General features: G+C 57.6%; 9 protein-coding genes. 2 read left to right on the forward strand and 7 right to left on the reverse strand.

Annotation, left to right across the window (positions count from 1 at the left end; all coding sequences use genetic code 11):
- Positions 1–153: 153 nt before the first annotated feature.
- Positions 154–1,572, reverse strand: a complete 1,419-nt coding sequence (gene gltD, locus SK54_RS04445) for a glutamate synthase subunit GltD (RefSeq protein WP_017382721.1) — start codon at positions 1,570–1,572, stop codon at positions 154–156.
- Between the two features lie 9 nt (positions 1,573–1,581).
- Positions 1,582–6,042, reverse strand: a complete 4,461-nt coding sequence (gltB, locus tag SK54_RS04450; RefSeq protein WP_048246801.1) for a glutamate synthase large subunit — start codon at positions 6,040–6,042, stop codon at positions 1,582–1,584.
- A gap of 687 nt (positions 6,043–6,729) precedes the next feature.
- On the opposite strand from gltB, the gene SK54_RS04455 reads away from it, so the two are divergent.
- Positions 6,730–7,671, forward strand: a complete 942-nt coding sequence (locus SK54_RS04455; RefSeq protein WP_096152317.1) for a tRNA modification radical SAM protein MnmL/YtqA — start codon at positions 6,730–6,732, stop codon at positions 7,669–7,671.
- Here SK54_RS04455 and SK54_RS04460 read toward each other — a convergent pair.
- On the reverse strand, positions 7,651–9,153 hold the full coding sequence (locus SK54_RS04460) for a helicase HerA-like C-terminal domain-containing protein (protein ID WP_048246803.1): 1,503 nt from the start codon (positions 9,151–9,153) through the stop codon (positions 7,651–7,653). The genes SK54_RS04455 and SK54_RS04460 overlap by 21 nt on opposite strands.
- Positions 9,154–9,290: 137 nt before the next feature.
- Between SK54_RS04460 and SK54_RS04465 the strand changes: the two genes are divergently transcribed.
- Entirely contained in the window at positions 9,291–10,937 is a 1,647-nt protein-coding gene (locus SK54_RS04465) for a dihydroxyacetone kinase subunit DhaK (protein ID WP_015571993.1), read from the forward strand.
- A 92-nt stretch (positions 10,938–11,029) separates the two neighbouring features.
- On the opposite strand, the gene SK54_RS04470 is transcribed toward SK54_RS04465, so the two are convergent.
- The 4 genes from SK54_RS04470 to holC all read right to left on the reverse strand — a co-directional run bounded on the left by SK54_RS04470 (position 11,030) and on the right by holC (position 16,058).
- Complete coding sequence (locus SK54_RS04470) at positions 11,030–12,049, reverse strand: NADPH-dependent aldehyde reductase Ahr (protein ID WP_015571992.1); 1,020 nt, start codon at positions 12,047–12,049, stop codon at positions 11,030–11,032.
- Positions 12,050–12,132: 83 nt separating this feature from the next.
- Positions 12,133–12,636: a GNAT family N-acetyltransferase gene (locus tag SK54_RS04475; protein ID WP_003861887.1), complete on the reverse strand. Its 504-nt coding sequence runs from the start codon at positions 12,634–12,636 to the stop codon at positions 12,133–12,135.
- Positions 12,637–12,759: 123 nt separating this feature from the next.
- Complete coding sequence (locus tag SK54_RS04480; protein WP_015571990.1) at positions 12,760–15,615, reverse strand: valine--tRNA ligase; 2,856 nt, start codon at positions 15,613–15,615, stop codon at positions 12,760–12,762.
- Positions 15,615–16,058 carry a DNA polymerase III subunit chi gene (gene holC / locus SK54_RS04485; RefSeq protein WP_003861884.1) on the reverse strand — a complete coding sequence of 148 codons (444 nt, stop codon included), beginning with the start codon at positions 16,056–16,058 and terminating at the stop codon, positions 15,615–15,617. The genes SK54_RS04480 and holC overlap by 1 nt, the downstream gene beginning before the upstream one ends.
- Positions 16,059–16,123: the final 65 nt, after the last annotated feature.

Here is a 16,123-nt window from a genome sequence, read left to right on the forward strand (position 1 = left end):
GCATAATATACATTTTTTTCACGAAAGCAAACGTTTACGTCGGGATTTACGCTGCTTTTTTGCTTAAAAAGGCACCATTAACTTAAGGGTAGGCTACTGAAAACAGGCTCCCCAGCGTTCCGCTTTATGCTTCTGCCGGGGAGTCAGAGGGGCTTACACTTCCAGGAAGTTCATGATCCCGTCAGCCGCTTTACGGCCTTCGGCAATCGCCGTGACCACCAGGTCAGAGCCGCGAACGATGTCGCCACCGGCGAAGATTTTCGGGTTGCTGGTCTGGAACGCGTTATCGCTGCCTTCTGGCGCAATGATGCGGCCCTGAGAGTCCAGCTCTACGCTGTGCTTCGCCAGCCACTCCATGCTGTGAGGACGGAAACCAAACGCCATCACCACGGCGTCAGCCGGGATCACGTGTTCAGAACCGGCCACGATCTCCGCGCGACGACGGCCTTTCGCATCTGGCGCACCCATCTCCGTGCGCGCCATCTTCACGCCGCTCACTTTACCGTTGGCATTCACTTCAATACCCAGAGGCTGGATGTTGAACTGGAACTCGACGCCCTCTTCACGTGCGTTTTTCACTTCGCGCTTAGAGCCCGGCATGTTCTCTTCGTCACGGCGGTAGGCACAGATGACATGCGCCGCATTCTGGCGAATGGAGGTACGCACGCAGTCCATTGCGGTATCACCGCCGCCCAGCACCACCACGCGTTTGCCTTCCATGCTGACGAACGGCTCATCGGCGGTCTCGCCGTAGCCCATTAGCTGTTTGGTATTCGCAATCAGGAACGGCAGCGCGTCGTACACGCCTGGCGCATCTTCGTTCTCCAGACCACCGCGCATGGACTGATAAGTGCCTACGCCCAGGAACACGGCGTCGTAATCTTTCAGCAGGTCGTCGAGCTGCACGTCGCGGCCCACTTCGGTGTTGAGTTTGAACTCAATGCCCATGCCGGTGAAGATTTCGCGGCGGCGGGTCATCACCTCTTTCTCCAGCTTGAAGGCCGGGATACCGAAGGTCAGCAGGCCGCCAATCTCCGGGTGGCGATCAAAGACCACCGCCTTCACGCCGTTACGGGTCAGCACGTCCGCACAGGCCAGGCCTGCCGGGCCCGCGCCGATAATCGCTACGCGCTTGTCGGTTTGACGCACACCGGTCATATCCGGGCGCCAGCCCATCTCGAACGCTTTATCGTTGATATAGCGTTCGATGTTGCCGATGGTTACCGCGCCAAACTCGTCGTTCAGCGTACAGGAGCCTTCACACAGACGATCCTGAGGGCACACGCGGCCGCACACTTCCGGCAGGGTGTTGGTCTGATGAGACAGCTCGGCGGCTTCAAAAATACGCCCTTCGTTGGCCAGCTTCAGCCAGTTCGGGATGTAGTTATGGACCGGACACTTCCATTCGCAGTAAGGGTTACCGCAGGACAGGCAGCGGTCTGCCTGTGCTTTGGCCTGGCCTTCTGAAAACGGCTCATAGATTTCAACAAATTCAATTTTACGGATCTTCAGCGGTTTCTTTGGCGGATCAACACGCTGAAGGTCGATAAACTGGTAAACGTTCTGGCTCATCTGAATTCCTTACTGCGCCTGCACGCGCAGCTCTGCTGCGCTACGACTACGGTGACCCAACAGGGCTTTAACATCGCTGGACTTCGGCTTCACCAGCGCGAATTTCGCAGAGAACGCCGGCCAGTTGGCCAGGATCTCTTCGCCGCGCGAAGAACCGGTATGCTGCACGTGTTCGGTAATTAAACCGCGCAGGTGTTCTTCGTGGATGGCCAGCGTATCAACGTCCAGCACTTCCACCAGCTCCGGGTTCACGCGTTTGCGGAACTCACCGTCTTCATCCAGGACGTAGGCAAAACCGCCCGTCATGCCCGCGCCAAAGTTCACGCCGGTTTTACCCAGGACGCACACAATTCCGCCCGTCATGTATTCACAGCCGTTATCGCCGATGCCTTCCACCACGGTGATGGCGCCGGAGTTACGCACCGCAAAACGTTCGCCCGCACGGCCCGCGGCAAACAGACGACCGCCGGTTGCGCCGTACAGACAGGTATTGCCGATGATGCTCGCTTCATGGCTGCGGAAGGCTGAACCAACCGGAGGACGCACCGCCAGCAGACCGCCCGCCATGCCTTTTCCGACGTAGTCGTTGGCATCGCCGGTCAGGTATAACTCAACTCCGCCTGCGTTCCACACGCCGAAGCTCTGACCCGCGGTACCGCTGAAGTGCGCGGTAATCGGATCCGACGCCAGACCCTGGTCACCGTGCGTTTGCGCGATGTAACCGGAGAGGGCCGCACCCACGGAACGGTCGGTGTTGCGGATATCAAACCAGAACGTTTTGCTCTGCTTCTCATCCACATACGGCTTCGCCTGTTGCAGCAGCTGTGCGTTCAGAACGCCGTTGTCGAACGGCGGGTTGTTCTCGGTACAGTAAACCGCTTTGCCAGGATGCGGCTGAGCGGTTTCCAGCAGCTTAGACAGCTCCAGCTTCTGCTGCTTGGCCGTGAAGCCCTCAAGCTCTTTCAACAGGTCGGTACGGCCAATCAGGTCTACCAGACGCTTCACGCCCAGCTGCGCCATCAGCTCGCGGGTTTCACGGGCGATGAAGTCAAAGTAGTTGGTCACTTTGAACGGCAGGCCGTGGTAGTGATTTTTACGCAGCTTTTCGTCCTGGGTAGCAACGCCCGTTGCACAGTTGTTCAGGTGGCAAATACGCAGGTATTTACAGCCGAGCGCAACCATTGGGCCGGTACCAAAGCCGAAGCTTTCCGCTCCCAGAATCGCCGCTTTGATGATGTCGAGGCCGGTTTTCAGTCCGCCGTCCACCTGCAAACGGATCTTGTGACGCAGGCCGTTAGCGACCAGCGCCTGCTGGGTTTCCACCAGGCCAAGCTCCCACGGACAACCCGCGTATTTCACGGAGGAGAGCGGGCTTGCGCCGGTGCCGCCGTCGTAACCGGCGATGGTGATCAGATCCGCATAGGCTTTCGCCACGCCGGTGGCAATGGTGCCAACGCCCGGTTCGGAAACCAGCTTCACGGAGATCATCGCTTTCGGGTTGACCTGTTTCAGGTCGAAAATCAGCTGCGCCAGATCCTCGATAGAGTAGATATCGTGGTGCGGCGGCGGGGAGATCAGCGTCACGCCCGGCACTGAATAGCGAAGCTTAGCGATGTATGGGGTGACTTTATCACCCGGCAGCTGACCGCCTTCACCCGGTTTCGCACCCTGCGCGACTTTAATCTGAATCACGTCGGCGTTAACCAGGTACGCAGGCGTTACGCCAAAGCGACCAGACGCCACCTGCTTAATACGGGACACTTTATTGGTGCCATAGCGGGCCGGATCTTCACCGCCTTCGCCGGAGTTGGAGTTGCCGCCGATGCTGTTCATGGCTTCCGCCAGCGCTTCGTGGGCTTCCGGGCTCAGCGCGCCGATAGACATCGCCGCGGTGTCGAAACGTTTGAACAGCTCAGACGCGGGTTCAACCTCGTCAATGCTGACCGCTTCATCACCTGGATTGAGGGCAATGAGATCGCGCAGCGTCGCTGCCGGACGGTTATTCACCAGCTCTGCATACTGCTGATAATCGCTGTACTCGCCGCTCTGCACCGCCTGTTGCAGCGTGCGCACCACGTCCGGGTTATAAGCGTGATACTCACCCCCGTGGACATATTTCAGCAGGCCGCCCTGTTCCAGCGGCTTACGTGCCAGCCAGGCGCGTTTCGATAGGTTCACCAGATCCTGCTGGAAGTCAGCAAAACCGGCGCCGCCGATACGGCTGATCACGCCCTGGAAGCAGAGGTTGGCGACGTCGTCATGCAGGCCGACCGCTTCAAACAGCTTCGAGCAGCGGTAAGAGGCGATGGTCGAGATGCCCATTTTGGACATGATTTTGTACAGACCTTTGTTGATGCCGTTACGGTAGTTCAGCATCACAGCGCGGTAGTCTTTGTCGATCGCGCGGGTATCTACCAGGCGGGCCAGCGTTTCGTAGGCCAGATACGGGTAGATTGCCGTGGCGCCAAAGCCTAACAGCACCGCAAAGTGGTGCGGGTCGCGCGCGCTCGCGGTTTCAACGATGATGTTGGCATCGCAGCGCAGGCTCTTGTCCACCAGACGCGTCTGGATAGCCCCCACCGCCATGGGTGCAGGCACCGGCAGACGGTTTTTCGCGATGTTGCGGTCAGACAGCACCAGCAGAACGGTGCCGTTACGCACCATCTGCTCGGCTTTATCGCACAGCGCGTTCACCGTCTCTTCGAGGCTCGTTTCGGTCACGTCGAAGGTGATATCGAGCGTGTCGGCGCGATAGTGCTCCTCGGTCATGGTGGTGAGCTGTTTGAAATCGGAGTACAGCAGGATCGGTGATTTAAAGGTCAGACGGTGCGCCTGGCCTTCAGCTTCACAGAAGACGTTCATCTCACGGCCGATGCTGGTGGCCAGCGACATGACGTGGGCTTCGCGCAGCGGATCGATTGGCGGGTTAGTGACCTGCGCAAACTGCTGACGGAAGTAGTCATAAATAATGCGTGGCTGGCTGGAGAGCACGGCAAACGGGGTATCGTCACCCATTGAGCCGACCGCTTCCTGGCCGTTTTCACCGAGCACGCGGATAACCGAGTCCAGCTCTTCCGCGCTGTAGTTAAACTGCTTCTGGAAGCTCGCGAGGGTGTCATCGTCCAGCTCGCGGCTGCCCACTTCTTCGTCCGACAGATCTTCAAACGGCACCAGACGACGCACGTTTTTCTCCATCCACTCTTTGTACGGATGGCGGCTCTTCAGATCGTTGTCGGTTTCGGCGGAATGCAGAATACGCCCACCGCGGGTGTCGATCACCATCAGCTCGCCCGGTCCGACGCGGCCTTTCTCGACCACTTCGTCTGGCTGGTAATCCCAGATCCCGACTTCAGAGGCACAGGTGATGAGCTTGTCTTTGGTAATAACGTAGCGCGCCGGACGCAGACCATTACGGTCCAGGTTACAGGCGGCAAAACGACCGTCGGACATAACGATGCCCGCCGGGCCGTCCCACGGCTCCATGTGCATGGAGTTAAAGTCGAAGAACGCGCGCAGCTCAGGGTCCATATCCGGGTTGTTCTGCCAGGCCGGTGGCACGAGCAGACGCATGGCGCGCACGATGTCCATCCCGCCCGCCAGCAGCAGTTCCAGCATGTTATCCATGGAGCTGGAGTCCGAGCCGGTTTCGTTCACGAACGGCGCGGCATCGTGCAGGTCCGGGATCAGCGGCGTCTGGAATTTATAGGTACGGGCGCGGGCCCACTGGCGGTTGCCGGTGATGGTGTTGATCTCGCCGTTATGCGCCAGGTAGCGGAACGGCTGCGCCAGCGGCCAGCGTGGAACGGTGTTGGTGGAGAAGCGCTGGTGGAACAGGCAAATGGCCGATTCCAGACGCAGGTCCGCCAGGTCCAGGTAGAAGCGCGGCAGGTCAGCCGGCATACACAGACCTTTATAGATGTTCACAAGGTTAGAGAGGCTACAGACGTAGAACTCTTTATCATCCTGAAGACGTTTTTCAATGCGGCGGCGGGCGATAAACAGACGGCGTTCCATATCACGCGGACGCCAGCCCGCAGGCGCATTGACAAAAATCTGTTCAATACGAGGCAGCGAGGAGAGGGCGATTTCACCGAGCACCCCTTCGTTGGTTGGCACATCGCGCCAGCCGACGATCGACAGGGTTTCACGCTGAAGTTCTTCTTCAACGATGCGGCGTGAGGCGGCAGCTTTTTCAGGATCCTGATTCAGGAACAGCATACCGACAGCGTAGTTTTTGGCTAAACGCCAGCCGCGCTCTTCCGCTACGATACGGAAGAAACGATCCGGTTTTTGCAGCAGCAGGCCGCAACCGTCGCCGGTTTTACCATCGGCAAGGATGGCGCCACGGTGCTGCATACGGGCCAGTGCGTGAATAGCAGTACGCACTACCTTGTGGCTAGGTTCGCCTTCTATGTGGGCGATCAGGCCGAAACCACAGTTATCCTTCTCAAGGGATTTATCGTACAACATATCAGTGAACCTCCCCAGGCTCGTCGGGCTTCCCACTGAACTTTACCGTGGCGCACAGGCGCAGAAAGAGCATGGCGACGGGGTTAGCGTTTCATACGCGGACCTCGCATTCGCCCTCTTTTTCATCCTTTCGCGCAGGTAAACAAGTTTGAGGACTTGCTTCAGAGGGAATCTCAATTACTGCATAAATATGATGAGCAGGCCGCTCATCCAGAAAGCTTCCAGCGGATTTCCAACTTATCGGGAATTGGTACACAGGTCAAATGGCAATCTTATTTATACAAAAATGTGCTAAAGCGTAGTTATCTTTTTGTTTTTAATATGTATTTAACTATTTTTACAACCACTTAAAGCACCGGGGAGGTGCAGGGGAGTGTGATCTGACTCACTATATGAAAGCGGTATTATCGATGCAGCGTGCTGAAATGCAGATTTATAGCAGAATATTAATCTGGTGTTGCATTCAAATCCGCATAAAATCACTGTTTTTCAGTCCTGGCGCTATAAATGAAAAAAACCATCAGAACATAAGGAAAAGTAATTACGTACAGGGTGAATGAAATCTCGGTAATCGTGATTATTTATTCAAACAGGTAAAGGCCGTCCAAGGCGATTGATCCAGGTCATCGCCGACAGAGGCTAAAAATGGCAGGCTTGTCCCCTTTCTTCGGGACGGTCTATCAGATTATGCAGTTACAGAAATTAGTCAATATGTTTGGTGGGGATCTTTTGCAGCGCTATGGGCAAAAGGTTCACAAACTGACGCTGCACGGCGGCTTTAGCTGCCCGAATCGCGATGGCACCATCGGGCGTGGTGGCTGCACTTTCTGTAACGTGGCCTCGTTTGCTGACGAGGCCCAGCAGCATAAATCTATCGCTGAACAGCTCGCCCATCAGGCGAGTCTGGTGAATCGCGCGAAGCAGTATCTGGCCTATTTCCAGGCCTACACCAGCACGTGGGCTGAGGTGCAGGTACTGCGCTCGATGTATCAGCAGGCGGTTGCTCAAGCGAACATTGTCGGGCTGTGCGTGGGGACGCGTCCGGACTGCGTGCCGGAGGCCGTGCTGGATTTACTTAGTGAGTACAAAGAGAAGGGCTACGAGATCTGGCTGGAGCTGGGCTTGCAGACCGCGCATGACAAAACCCTGCACCGTATCAATCGCGGGCATGATTTCGCCTGCTACCAGCGCACCACGCGTCTCGCCCGTGAGCGTGGATTAAAAGTCTGCTCGCATCTGATTGTCGGCTTGCCAGGAGAAGGGCAGCAGCACGGGCTGGAAACGCTGGAAAAAGTCGTCGAGACCGGCGTGGATGGCATTAAGCTGCATCCGCTGCATATCGTGAAGGGCAGCATAATGGCGAAAGCCTGGGAAGCGGGGCGGTTAAGTGGTATCGAACTCGACGACTATACGGTGACGGCGGGGGAGATGATTCGCCACACGCCTCCGGAGATTGTTTACCACCGCATCTCGGCCAGCGCCCGCCGCCCAACGCTTCTGGCACCGCTCTGGTGTGAGAACCGCTGGACGGGGATGCTGGAAATCGACCGCTATCTACAGGAGAACGGTGTACAGGGGTCGGCGCTTGGCCGCCCGTGGGTTCCCCCGCTACCGGCGACGGCCGCCTAGCAGACTTCCCAGCATGCCGCGTACTATCTGGTTGGTAATCTGACGCGTCGCGCTTTTTGCCATGGTCTGAACCACGCCATCGCGTTTGCCGCCGCGTGGCCCGGTGCTGCCGAACAGAATATCTTTCAGCCCGCCGAGAATGCCGTCGTCCACGGCAACAGATTGCCCTTTTGCGGCAGGGGCATCCTGCGATTCGGCAGTCGCCTGCACCCCTTTTTGCAGCATCTCGAACGCGGATTCGCGATCCACCTCGTCTTCATACTTCCCGTACACCGGGGAGTGATTAATCAGGCCGTTGCGTTCATCGTCCGTTACCGGCCCCATGCGCGAGCAGGGCGCAATCACCATCGCACGCTCGACAACTGTCGGGCTGCCTTTTGCATCGAGGAACGAAATCAGCGCTTCACCGGTACCCAGCGCCTGAATGGCGGTTTCGGTATCAAAGGCCGGATTGGCACGCATGGTTTGCGCCGCGGCTTTCACCGCTTTCTGATCTCTCGGCGTAAAGGCGCGCAGGGCGTGCTGCACGCGGTTACCCAGCTGCCCCAGTACGTTGTCCGGAATATCCGACGGGTTTTGCGACACAAACCAGACCCCGACACCCTTGGAGCGGATCAGGCGGATAACCTGTTCAATTTTATCCAGCAGCACCTGCGGCGCGTCGTTAAACAACAGGTGCGCTTCGTCAAAGAAGAACACCAGTTTGGGTTTTTCCAGATCGCCTGCTTCCGGCAGTTGTTCGTACAGTTCAGAGAGCATCCACAGCAGGCTGGCGGCGTAAAGCTTCGGCATCTGGTAGAGCTTCTCTGCGCTCAGAATGTTGATGATGCCTTTGCCGCTGCTGTCGGTACGCATCCAGTCTTTGATATCCAGCATTGGCTCGCCGAAGAAGTGTTCGGCACCCTGTTGCTCCAGCGTCAGGAGCCCGCGCTGAATGGCGCCCACCGAGGCGCTGCTGATATTGCCGTACTGGTTCTGGAAGGATTTGGCGTTATCGCCAATGTACTGGGTGATGGCGCGCAGATCTTTGAAGTCGAGCAGCAGTAGCCCCTGATCGTCGGCGATACGGAAGATAATGTTCAGTACCCCGGACTGCACGTCGTTGAGGTTAAGCAGACGGGCCAGCAGCAGCGGGCCGAGGTCGGAGACGGTGGCGCGCACCGGATGGCCTTTTTCGCCGAAGATATCCCAGGCCACCACCGGATTACCGTGCGGCGTCCAGTCGGTGATGCCGATATTTTTCAGGCGCTCGAGGAGTTTTTCTGACGCTGCACCTTCCTGAGCCACCCCGGTTAAATCGCCCTTCACGTCAGCCATAAATACCGGCACGCCAGTCTCTGACAACGACTCAGCCAGCTTTTGCAGGGTGACGGTTTTTCCCGTCCCGGTCGCGCCGGTGATCAGGCCATGACGGTTCGCCATCGCGGGCAGTAAAAACAGCTCTTTTTCCAGCGTCCTGGCGATTAACAATGGTGTACTCATGATGCACGTCCTCTCGTAGTCCTGGGTGGAGTATAGGCAACCTGACGGCAAAATGTCTGCGTAAATTCCTCACTTTGCGGCGCATTATCCAGTGCGGACTATGCTTTTGCATACGGTAAACAAAATTTTGGGAAACTATGTCCAGATTCTTTTTTAACGACCGCAAACAGCTTGTCAACGATGCCATTGAAGGCATACTTCTCTCCGCGCCGCACGGTAATCTCGTCAAACTGGATATCGATCCGGCCATCCGCGTGGTGGCTCGCGGCGACTGGGATAAAAGCCGCGTGGCGGTGATCTCCGGTGGCGGCTCCGGCCATGAACCGGCACATGCCGGGTTCGTCGGTAAAGGCATGCTTACCGCAGCGGTGTGTGGCGATCTGTTCGCTTCCCCAAGCGTGGATGCGGTCCTCAATGCCATTGTGGCGGTGACGGGCGATCGTGGCTGCCTGCTGATTGTGAAAAACTACACCGGTGACCGGCTTAACTTTGGCCTGGCGGCGGAAAAAGCCAAACGCTACGGCCTGAAGGTCGAGATGGTTATCGTGGCGGATGATATCGCCCTACCGGATAACAAGCAGCCGCGTGGTATCGCGGGAACGGCGCTGGTGCATAAGATTGCGGGATATGCGGCAGAACAGGGGAAATCGCTAAACGACGTGCGGGATATTGCACAACAGGCCTGCGATAACCTCTGGAGCCTGGGGGTTGCGATGCAAACCTGTAACCTGCCGGGTAGCGATGATGAAGAAGGACGCATCAGGCAAGGCCACGTGGAGCTGGGGCTGGGGATTCACGGCGAGCCGGGGGCATCGGTGGTGGATACGCAGAACAGCAGGGCGATTATCGATACGCTGGTGACGCCGCTAAAAGCCCAGGCGGGTGACGGGCGCTTTGCGGTGCTGATCAACAACCTCGGCGGCGTGTCAGCGCTGGAGATGGCTCTGCTCACCAAAGAGCTGGCGCATTCGGCGTTGAAAGAGAACATTGCGTATCTGATTGGCCCGGCGCCGCTGGTGAGTGCGCTGGATATGAAAGGCTTTTCGCTAACGCTGTTAAAGCTCAACGATTTCTTCGAGAAGGCGATTCACGCCGAGGTCGAGACGCTGGGCTGGCAGAAGCCCGTCGCGTTCGCGCCCCTGCGTACCGTCCCCCATAGCGCCCTTCATGATCGCGTGGAATATACCCCGTCGGACAATCCGCAGGTGAGCGAGGCCGTCGCCTCGGTAACGAAAACATTGATCCAGCTGGAAAATCGCCTTAACGCGCTGGATGCCAAAGTAGGCGATGGCGATACGGGCTCCACCTTTGCGCAAGGGGCGCGGGATATTGCGCAGCGACTTGAGGAGAACAACCTGCCCCTTAACGACGTGCCGACATTCCTCCTGCTGGTTGGCGAGCGGCTGGCAACGGTGATGGGCGGATCGAGTGGGGTGTTGATGTCGATCTTCTTCACTGCGGCAGGACAAAAGCTTCACGATGGACAGTCGCTACCTGAAGCATTGCTGAGCGGACTGGCGCAGATGAAGCAGTATGGCGGTGCAGATCTCGGCGATCGTACGCTGATCGATGCCCTGCAACCGGCGCTGGAGGCGTTACAGAAAGGCAATATTCAGGCGGCAGCGCAGGCCGCGCAGCAAGGGGCTGAAGCAACGGCGAAAATGGCGAAAGCCGGCGCGGGACGCTCGTCGTACGTGAATAAAGAGAATCTGGACGGGGTGATGGATCCGGGGGCGGTCGCGGTGGCGGAAGTGTTTAAGACCATGGTAGATGCAAAACGGTAACAACCGTTACCGTTTTTAGTGTTTGCGCCCTCTCCCTGTGGGAGAGGGTTGGGGTGAGGGCATCAGGCCGCACATTCCCCGGCAATCTCACATCAGAAATCCGCTTTCAACACCACGCGGTAGCGGGCTTTGCCGTCGCGCACGTGCTGGATCGCTTCGTTGATTTTTGACATCGGATACAGCTCGGTGGTTGGCGCCACTTTTGTGCGTCCGGCAAACTTCATCAGCTTGCGTAACTCATATGGTGTGCCGGTAGCAGAGCCGGATATGCTGCGATCGCCGCCGATCAGGGTAAACGCCGGAACCGGCAGCGGCTTCATCACCGCACCCACGGTGTGGAAGTTACCGCCGTAGGCCAGGGCTTCAAAGTACGGCTGCCAGTCGAGATCGACGTTCACGGTGTTAATGATCAGGTCAAACTGGCCTGCCAGAGCGGTGAGCGCCTGGGGATCGCGACTGTTCACCACTTTATCCGCACCCATCGCCAGCACTTCCTGCTCTTTCGCCGGGTTAGAGCTGAACGCCGTCACTTCACAGCCCATCGCGTGCAGCAGCTTGATGGCGATATGGCCCAGACCGCCAATCCCGATCACGCCCACGCGGCTGGTGGCGGTGACGTGATGCATCAGCAGCGGTTTAAAGACGGTGATACCGCCACACAGCAGCGGACCTGCGGATTCAATATCAATGCTGTCCGGCAGCGGGATAACCCATTGCCAGTCGGCGCGCAGCTTATCGGCGAAACCGCCCTTGTTCAGGATGGTCGGCGTTGCGCCCTCAAGGCAGTTGATCTGATTGCCGCTGATACAGGCGTCGCAGTGGCCGCAGCTGCGTGCCGTCCAGCCGATACCCACGCGCTGGCCCACTTTCAGCCCTTTGTCCTGCGCGGCGCTGCCGAGCGCCACGACGCGGCCAATGACTTCGTGCCCGGCCACCAGCGGATAGCTGGAGAAGCCCCATTCATTGTCGATCATCGAGAGATCTGAGTGGCAGATCCCGCAGTAATCAACCTGTACTTCGACGTCTTCCGCTTTTAGTTCGCCCGCATCGTACTCGTACAGCTCAAGTTCTGCACCCGCCTGCGGTGCGGCGTAGCTTTTTATCTTCGACATCGCTTTTCCCCTGTTTTGGTGTGAACTGTGAGTGTAGAGCATTCAGTTTACAGACGCTTAACAGAAGACGGCAGGAACAAAACTTACAGACTTTTCAGCATCCTGACTTCGCAGTCCACGTGGCCCGTGCAGCCCAGTGGCGCATCGATATGCTCAAAGCCGAGATGTTCATACAGGCCAATGGCCTCTTTAAGGAAAGCGGTGGTTTCAAGGTAGCAACGTTTAAAGCCCTGTGAGCGTGCATGTTCCAGGGCGACCAGCGCCAGCTTTTTCGCCAGGCCTTGTCCGCGTATCGTTGGCAGGAAATACATTTTCTGGAGTTCACAGATATCCGGCTCGCTGCAAAGCAGTGGGGCAATGCCGCCGCCGCCCACGACCTGGCCGTCCTGCTCGATGACCCAGTAGGCATGACCCGGCTGGCTGTACAGCTGAAAAAGTTCGTCCAGATTTGGGTCGGCCACGGTGTAGCCTTTGTCGGCGGTCAGGCCATATTCGGCAGAAACCGTGCGGATAACGGCGGCGATAGCCGGGTTGTCCTGCTCAGTGATCCGACGCATTGTCGTCGCGACGGGGGTAATCACGCTCATAGCATTACTCATGACAAAAATTGACACACAACTGCTGTTAATAGCACCGCAGAAAGGGGAGTGCAAGCGAGGAGTTTTCAGGAAGGATACCCCTTACGCCCTGAAGCGTAAGGGGTAAAAGCATTACAGCGCCGCGATAACCGCCTGCTGCTCGATCAGTTTGGTCTTCGCATCGGCGAAGGCAACCAGACGCTCACGCTCTTTGGCGATGACCGCTTCCGGCGCGCGGGCCACAAAGCCCTCGTTCGCCAGTTTGCTTTCGATTTTGCCAATTTCCACGTCGACTTTCGCCACTTCTTTCGCCAGACGCGCCAGCTCCGCATCTTTGTCGATCAGGCCCGCCATCGGGATCAGCAGCTCCGCGCCGTCGATGATTTTGGTCACGGAAACCGGACCTTTGTCATCGGCAGGCAGCACGGTGATGCTTTCCAGACGCGCCATGGTTTTCAGGAAGGTGTTGTTCTCGGTGACGCGACGAACGGCAGCTTCGCTGCAACCGCGCAGCAGCAGCTCCAGTGGTTTACCCGGAGCGATGTTCATTTCCGCGCGGATGTTACGTACCGCAACGATCGCCTGTTTCAGCCACTCGGTATCCGCAGATGCGGCTTCATCCACTTTCGCGGCGTCGAATGCCGGGAACGGCTGGAGCATGATGGTATCGGCATTAATACCGGCAATCACCTTCACGCGCTGCCAGATGGTTTCGGTGATGAATGGAATGATCGGGTGCGCAAGGCGCAGCAGACCTTCCAGAACGGTAATCAGCGTATTACGCGTGCCGCGCAGTTCCGCTTCAGAACCGCCGTTCATGACCGGCTTCGCCAGCTCCAGATACCAGTCACAGAACTGGTTCCAGGTGAATTCGTACAGGATGCCTGCCGCGATGTCGAAGCGGTAGCTGTCCAGCGCGTCGCGGAACGCTTTCACCGTCTGGTTAAATTCCGCCAGGATCCAGCGGTCTGCCAGAGACAGGGTCATTTCGCCGCCGTTAAAGCCGCAATCCTGATCTTCGGTGTTCATCAGCACGAAGCGGCTGGCGTTCCACAGCTTGTTACAGAAGTTACGGTAACCTTCCAGACGCTTCATATCCCAGTTGATGTCACGACCGGTGGAGGCCAGCGCCGCCAGGGTGAAGCGCAGGGCGTCGGTACCGTGAGATTCGATCCCGTTCGGGAACTGCTTCTCGGTACGCTTGCGGATTTTCTCCGCCAGCTGCGGCTGCATCATGTTGCCGGTACGTTTTTCCAGCAGCTCTTCCAGAGAGATACCGTCCACCATATCCAGCGGGTCGATAACGTTACCCTTGGATTTGGACATCTTCTGGCCTTCGTCGTCGCGGATCAGGCCGGTCATGTAGACGGTATGGAACGGAACCTGCGGCTTGCCGTCTTCGTCTTTGATGAAGTGCATGGTCATCATGATCATGCGGGCAATCCAGAAGAAGATAATGTCGAAGCCGGAGACCATCACGCTGGTTGGGTGGAACTGACGCAGCGCGTCGGTGTTTTCCGGCCAGCCGAGGGTGGAGAAGGTCCACAGCGCGGAGGAGAACCAGGTATCCAGCACGTCTTCGTCCTGGCGCAGGGCAACATCCGCGCCCAGGTTGTTTTCCTGACGCACTTCCTCTTCGGTGCGGCCAACGTAGACATTGCCTTCGTTGTCGTACCATGCCGGGATACGGTGACCCCACCACAGCTGACGGGAAATACACCAGTCCTGAATATCGCGCATCCAGGAGAAGTACATGTTTTCGTACTGCTTCGGCACGAACTGAATGCTGCCGTTCTCAACCGCTTCCACAGCCGGTTTCGCCAGCACGTCGGCACGCACGTACCACTGGTCGGTCAGCATTGGCTCGATAACCACGCCGCCACGGTCGCCGTACGGCACGGTCAGATCGTGAGGTTTAACCTCTTCCAGCAGGCCGAGTGCGTCAACGGCGGCTACGATGGCTTTACGCGCGGCAAAGCGCTCCAGCTTCTGGAACTCAGCCGGGATGTCGCTGGAATAAACGTCGGATTCGTTGCCTTTGGTGTCATACACTTCTGCGCTTTCGCGGATATCGCCGTCGAAGGTCAGAATGTTGATCATCGGAAGTTGATGACGACGACCGACTTCATAGTCGTTGAAGTCATGCGCCGGGGTGATTTTCACGCAGCCGGTGCCTTTTTCCATGTCGGCGTGTTCGTCGCCCACAATCGGAATACGGCGGTTCACCAGCGGCAGCACCACGAATTTGCCGATCAGATCTTTATAACGCGGATCTTCCGGGTTAACGGCCACGCCGGTATCGCCCAGCAGGGTTTCCGGACGGGTGGTCGCCACCACCAGGTAATCTTTACCGTCGGCGGTTTTTGCGCCGTCGGCCAGCGGATAGCGGATGTGCCACATGGAGCCTTTAGACTCGCGGTTTTCCACTTCCAGGTCAGAGATGGCTGTGCGCAGTTTCGGGTCCCAGTTGACCAGGCGCTTGCCACGATAAATCAGGTCTTCTTTGTACAGGCGCACAAAGACTTCTTTCACGGCGTTGGACAGGCCTTCGTCCATGGTGAAGCGCTCGCGCTCCCAGTCTACGGAGTTGCCGAGACGGCGCATCTGACGGGTAATGGTGCCGCCGGATTCCGCTTTCCACTGCCAGATTTTGTCGATGAACGCGTCGCGACCGTAGTCGTGGCGGGTTTTACCCTCTTCAGCGGCAATTTTACGCTCAACCACCATCTGGGTCGCGATACCCGCGTGGTCAGTCCCCGCCTGCCACAGGGTGTTTTTGCCCTGCATGCGCTGGTAGCGGATCATGGTATCCATGATGGTCTGCTGGAAAGCATGCCCCATATGCAAACTGCCGGTGACGTTCGGCGGCGGGATCATGATGCAGAAGGACTCTTTGCTTTCGTCGCCGTTAGGCTTGAAATAGCCCTGCTGTTCCCAGTGCTCGTAAAGCGGCTGTTCGATATCGCGTGGGTTATATGTCTTTTCCATTATTTCCAGGTTGCCGTATTCAGGTTAAAACCGGCCAGGCGGTACGCTTTGTAGCGTTCGCGCGCCAGTTGTTTCAAGGATTCTTCGTAAGGGACAAAGTCTACCACTTCTGTGAAAGCGGTGGCAAAATCTGCAAAGTCTGTCCGCAGGCTAATGAGAATGTCGCGCGCGCTGCTGTTGCGTTTTTGCGGCCAGGCAATCTCCACCGGTGCCCCGCCGCGTGGACCTTCGCCCGACAGGTTATGCGGAACAAAACTCTCCGGCGGGCGCGCCCATAGCGCTTCATCCAGGCGAATCGCCTGCTGCTCATCTTCACAGGCAATCAGGACGCGTTTACCTGCGCGCCAACGTTCTGCGGCAATTTCACACACCAGCTGTTCAACGGCGCTGAGGCCATCCTGATGGGTGTCATTGTCCAGAAGGTAGAACGTTGCATTCTTCATATATGGGGCTTCTTGTCGTGGATTTAAATGCAAAGCCGGGTGGCGCTTCGCTTACCCGGCCTACG

The sequence above is a fragment of the Enterobacter sp. MGH120 genome, assembly GCF_001037725.1.
Classification (GTDB): Bacteria; Pseudomonadota; Gammaproteobacteria; order Enterobacterales; family Enterobacteriaceae; genus Enterobacter; species Enterobacter hormaechei_C.

What these genes read in the sequence shown, in the direction of transcription:
- gltD (WP_017382721.1), bottom strand. Translation starts at nt 1,572, where the DNA reads ATGAGCCAGAACGTTTACCAGTTTATCGACCTTCAGCGTGTTGATCCG.
- gltB (WP_048246801.1), bottom strand. Translation starts at nt 6,042, where the DNA reads ATGTTGTACGATAAATCCCTTGAGAAGGATAACTGTGGTTTCGGCCTG.
- SK54_RS04455 (WP_096152317.1), top strand. Translation starts at nt 6,730, where the DNA reads ATGCAGTTACAGAAATTAGTCAATATGTTTGGTGGGGATCTTTTGCAG.
- SK54_RS04460 (WP_048246803.1), bottom strand. Translation starts at nt 9,153, where the DNA reads ATGAGTACACCATTGTTAATCGCCAGGACGCTGGAAAAAGAGCTGTTT.
- SK54_RS04465 (WP_015571993.1), top strand. Translation starts at nt 9,291, where the DNA reads ATGTCCAGATTCTTTTTTAACGACCGCAAACAGCTTGTCAACGATGCC.
- SK54_RS04470 (WP_015571992.1), bottom strand. Translation starts at nt 12,049, where the DNA reads ATGTCGAAGATAAAAAGCTACGCCGCACCGCAGGCGGGTGCAGAACTT.
- SK54_RS04475 (WP_003861887.1), bottom strand. Translation starts at nt 12,636, where the DNA reads ATGAGCGTGATTACCCCCGTCGCGACGACAATGCGTCGGATCACTGAG.
- SK54_RS04480 (WP_015571990.1), bottom strand. Translation starts at nt 15,615, where the DNA reads ATGGAAAAGACATATAACCCACGCGATATCGAACAGCCGCTTTACGAG.
- holC (WP_003861884.1), bottom strand. Translation starts at nt 16,058, where the DNA reads ATGAAGAATGCAACGTTCTACCTTCTGGACAATGACACCCATCAGGAT.